We start from the raw sequence: 3956 nt of genomic DNA, 5'->3' as shown, positions 1-3956 counted from the left end.
TTCCGACTGAAACATGGAGATAATCTAATCCTTGATTTTTTAATTTAACTACTAACTGCAACGTATCATCCAATGTAATGCCTGGTTCTTCCATTTCTTCAGGAGAAATTCGGTATCCAAGTATAAAGGGTTTTCTTGCATATGTTTTGACAGCTTCTTTTGCTGCTTGTACGACTGCGAGTGGAAAGTTCATTCGCTTTTCAAGTGTGCCTCCCCAAAAATCGTCTCTGCGATTCGAGTGTGGAGAAAAAAATTGTTGAATCAAATACGTGTTTGCTCCATGCAGTTCAACACCGTCAAATCCAGCTTGTATGGCTCTTCTAGTAGCTTCACCATATGCTGTTACCAGTTCACGTACTTCTTCATCCGACAAGGCTCTTGGTGTCTCTGAAAAATCTCGAAGAGCTGGCACTGCACTTGCACTAACCGGTTGTTCGCCTCTCAATGTTCTGCTTGTACCCATCCGCCCTACATGAAAAATTTGCAAAATTGCTTTAGCACCTGTACTTTGAATTGTCTTTGCTAATTTTGAAAGACTCTCAACGCGATTATCAGAAGCTGCACTGAGGGATCCTGCAAATCCATTCTCCATTACTTGCGCACAAGAAGTAATCACTGCACCAAGACCTGCTGCTCTACGTTTATAATAGTTATGTTCGTCGGTAGTTACCATGCCATTTTCAAAAGATGAATTAGTCGTCATTGGTGCCATAATGATCCGATTGTCAATCGTTACGCCAGAAGAAAAGGTAAAAGGTTCAAATAATTTACTATACTTTGGATTCATTAGAAACCTCCTGATTTTTTATAAGTAAGATTTTATTTCATCATACTTCAAAGAAGTCTTTTTTCAAAGTAAAACCAACTTGGAGTTTGATCGTTAGAACGCGAAAGGAGTTTACCTACCTTATCTTCGTTTTTTTTACACTTCAGGCACATAAAAGGAGTTTGTGGACCATATCCTTTTTTTCCACACACTTAAGGTCTATATAATGGATTTATCTACCATAAGGCTATAAAACCATACAGAATGAGGTGTCAAACAGTTTTTAGCTGCTAAAATCGAATTATTCTGGCTGCAGTTGAAAAGTACAAAACAATAAATTTAACTTACCTATCATATGGAAAGGAATTCTTAATGCTTACTGTATGCAGAACAAAAAACTAGTCTTCTTCAATTCCTTATCGAAGAATGCTAGTTTTACTTTTGTGCAAGCTTAATTTTTTAATTCTGTAACGATTTGATTTAATCGTTGAATTTTTCCATCCGCAAGGTCTTGATTGAAATTAAACCGGTTATCTTCTTTGGCCAATACATACATGCCAGCTGCTTTTCCAGCTCTGATCCCATAAGTAGAATCTTCAATCACAAGACACTCTTCAGGTTTTACTTCAAGTGCCTCAGCCGTTTTAAAATAGATCTCTGGGTGCGGTTTTGACTGTTTAAACATTTCTCCACTTAAAATAGAATGAAAATAATGTTTGAGATTGCATTGTTCTAAAACTTCTAGGATATTACTATGAGATGAAGAAGAAGCTAGAGCTATTTTATAATTTTCCTTGGTCAGCCACTCAAGTACGAAAGTGATGTCTTGATCTACTATTTTTCTGAAATCAATCGGCATATCTTTATAAAATTCATCATATGCTGCTTCATATTGGTTTTTATCTAGCTCTTTTCCCCAAATACGTTGAATAGCATCCCAAGTATCGACAGAACTAGAACCTACAATCTTATTCAGCTCTTCAATTTCTGGGTGAATATTGTTATATTTAAAAAACTCATGGAGCCTTTCGTAATAGACCGGTTCAGTGTCTACTATCACACCATCCATATCAAAAATAACTGCTTTTACCATAGTCATCTCCCTTTTAAAAATTATTAACTAGCTATTATAGTTAGTGTAGCATAAAAGAATTGAAATACCATCTATCAAATGGCTTAAGGAAAAGTCCTTCCTTATAAAAATTAGCTTATTTCTTACTTCTTTCGTGAATAAGCTCATCAATTGTCAAAAAGACATTTGTATAAGTCATTTTGATAGTTTCTTTATTTTTAACATTATTATATAGCCCATACTGCCAAGTCCTGAATTCAGTCCCTTCAGGATATATCCCTGCTATGTAAGTTTGATTTTCAAAATCTTCAACTTCCTTATAATTTAATTCTTCTTCAGTAAAAGGAATAAACGATTTTGTTGTATCTATAAAAAATACTGGAATTTTTAAATTATGATAAATTGCAGTATACTTACTTGCAGAAGCTTCAACCAAGTGTTCTTTCATAATAAAAATAGCATCTAACTCATTTAATACCACCTCATTTTTTTCTAAATCGCCTAGTGTTAGTGTGGTAAAAGTAATATTTTTTTCATTCACCTCAGGAACGATTTCAACAATTCCTATTTTTAAATCAGCTCCATTATAAGGTATATAATTTTCAATGCTCTCTTCTTGGACAGCATTTGATATGGAAGATGAAGTGGGTGCAGCAGTTTCTGAACTGCAACCAGCTGCTAAAAATAAGAACAACAATGGCAAACACCAAATTTTTTTCATCGTAAACAGTCTCCTATGCTTTTTTTACTTTCTATAAATGATTAGGTGTTTAATCTAATTGATTGTATCAAGATAGCGCTTTAGTTCTCTTGTATTCTTGAGAATCACTATATTAGTTTTGTCTGTACTGTATGCATGCAAAGTAGACACCAACTTTCCACGCCTTTCAGGGAAATGCCAGACATATTTAAAGAAAGAAAAATCGAAACGTTCAGAACATCCTTCAGCCATATCGGGACGGGTATGACCATAGTACTTAAAAGAACGTTTAACAGCTCTGAAAAAATAAAGAAATCGAGGATAATCAAGAAATATTGCTTGGTCACAATGTTCTAATCGTATAGGAAGTGTGGGTGAATAATTTCCTTCAATGATCCATTTTTCGTTAACAGCAATAATTTGCGTGACTTTTTCTATTAATTCTTCTTTTTCAATTTCAATCCAACCAGATTTAAAAAAGAGTGAATCTAAATGTATGACAGGAATATCTAATTTGTCTGACAAGGTTCTGCAAAGAGTTGATTTGCCAGATCCAGACGGCCCCACAATAACTATTCTTTCCATTAAACTATTCCTCCTTACTTATAATTTCCGTAATTTCTACGTATTCTTTCTAACAATAACTTGTGCACCATTCACATTTTCTTGTTTAGTTCATTTAAAATTTTGCCTATTTTAAATAACATACTCATAAAAAGATATGGAAGCAATAAGATGAACAAATAATTGATCACCATTATTTGCGGGCTGTGTTCAGCAGGCATCATTTGCGTATTTCTTAAACCAGTCAATAGTCCGCCGGTATTGAATTGAATCTCAATAAAAAGCATGACGGTAATCATTTCTAAATAGATGAACATCATGATGCTTTCCAAAAATGTTAATAAGTTGGGGATAACATAAGAAAAAAAGAGTTTATATTTAGGATATCCCAGTGATTTTGCAAAAACAAAATAATTAGATTGATAAACTTCTTTGATATAGGGAGTCATGTATTTGATCAGAAAAATAATTGGAAAAATACTCAATATAACTAATGGGACCACTACTGCAGGTTCTCTTGGCGTGCCAACTGTTTTAAAGAGATAGATAGACGTCGCTTTATAGATAACCACGCTAAACCAATGAATAAAAAGGACAATGCCCACGACAGGCAAGCTTTCAATATCTTCTAGATATCGTATCAGTCTCTTTACTGTTTTGTTCCTTAAATTCGGAAAAACATAACTATATATACCTAGTGAGAATAACGTGATGACTAAACTTGTGCTGATTAGTTTCATTGTGTAGCTGCCGTTTGCCTGTTGATAAACTGTGGATAACTCAGAAACATTACGATATGTAAAAATTTGTGCAAGAGTATCTTTGATCGTATCCACTAACAAACCAGGTTTTCT

General features: G+C 34.0%; 5 protein-coding genes. All 5 read right to left on the bottom strand.

Going from position 1 to position 3956, the window contains the following annotated elements; genetic code table 11:
• The coding region (locus RT405_RS04175; RefSeq protein WP_313467818.1) for an NADH-dependent flavin oxidoreductase at positions 1-787 on the bottom strand (787 nt) is incomplete at its 3' end.
• 430 nt (positions 788-1217) lie between these two features.
• The gene (locus tag RT405_RS04170; protein ID WP_313467816.1) at positions 1218-1859 is read right to left on the bottom strand and encodes an HAD family phosphatase; all 642 of its coding nucleotides are present in this window, start codon (positions 1857-1859) and stop codon (positions 1218-1220) included.
• 115 nt (positions 1860-1974) lie between these two features.
• A complete protein-coding gene (locus RT405_RS04165; RefSeq protein ID WP_313467814.1) occupies positions 1975-2559 on the bottom strand; it encodes a hypothetical protein in 585 nt (194 codons plus the stop codon).
• 54 nt (positions 2560-2613) lie between these two features.
• A complete protein-coding gene (locus RT405_RS04160; RefSeq protein ID WP_313467812.1) occupies positions 2614-3123 on the bottom strand; it encodes an AAA family ATPase in 510 nt (169 codons plus the stop codon).
• 71 nt (positions 3124-3194) lie between these two features.
• The coding region (locus RT405_RS04155; protein WP_313467810.1) for a peptide transporter at positions 3195-3956 on the bottom strand (762 nt) is incomplete at its 5' end.

Source organism: Carnobacterium sp. (assembly GCF_032094055.1).
In the GTDB taxonomy this organism is placed as follows: domain Bacteria; phylum Bacillota; class Bacilli; order Lactobacillales; family Carnobacteriaceae; genus Carnobacterium_A.
This window is presented reverse-complemented; position numbering and strand designations above follow the sequence as displayed.

Coding starts and splice junctions, on each gene's coding strand:
- RT405_RS04170 (WP_313467816.1), bottom strand. CDS start 1,859: ATGGTAAAAGCAGTTATTTTTGATATGGATGGTGTGATAGTAGACACT.
- RT405_RS04160 (WP_313467812.1), bottom strand. CDS start 3,123: ATGGAAAGAATAGTTATTGTGGGGCCGTCTGGATCTGGCAAATCAACT.
- RT405_RS04165 (WP_313467814.1), bottom strand. CDS start 2,559: ATGAAAAAAATTTGGTGTTTGCCATTGTTGTTCTTATTTTTAGCAGCT.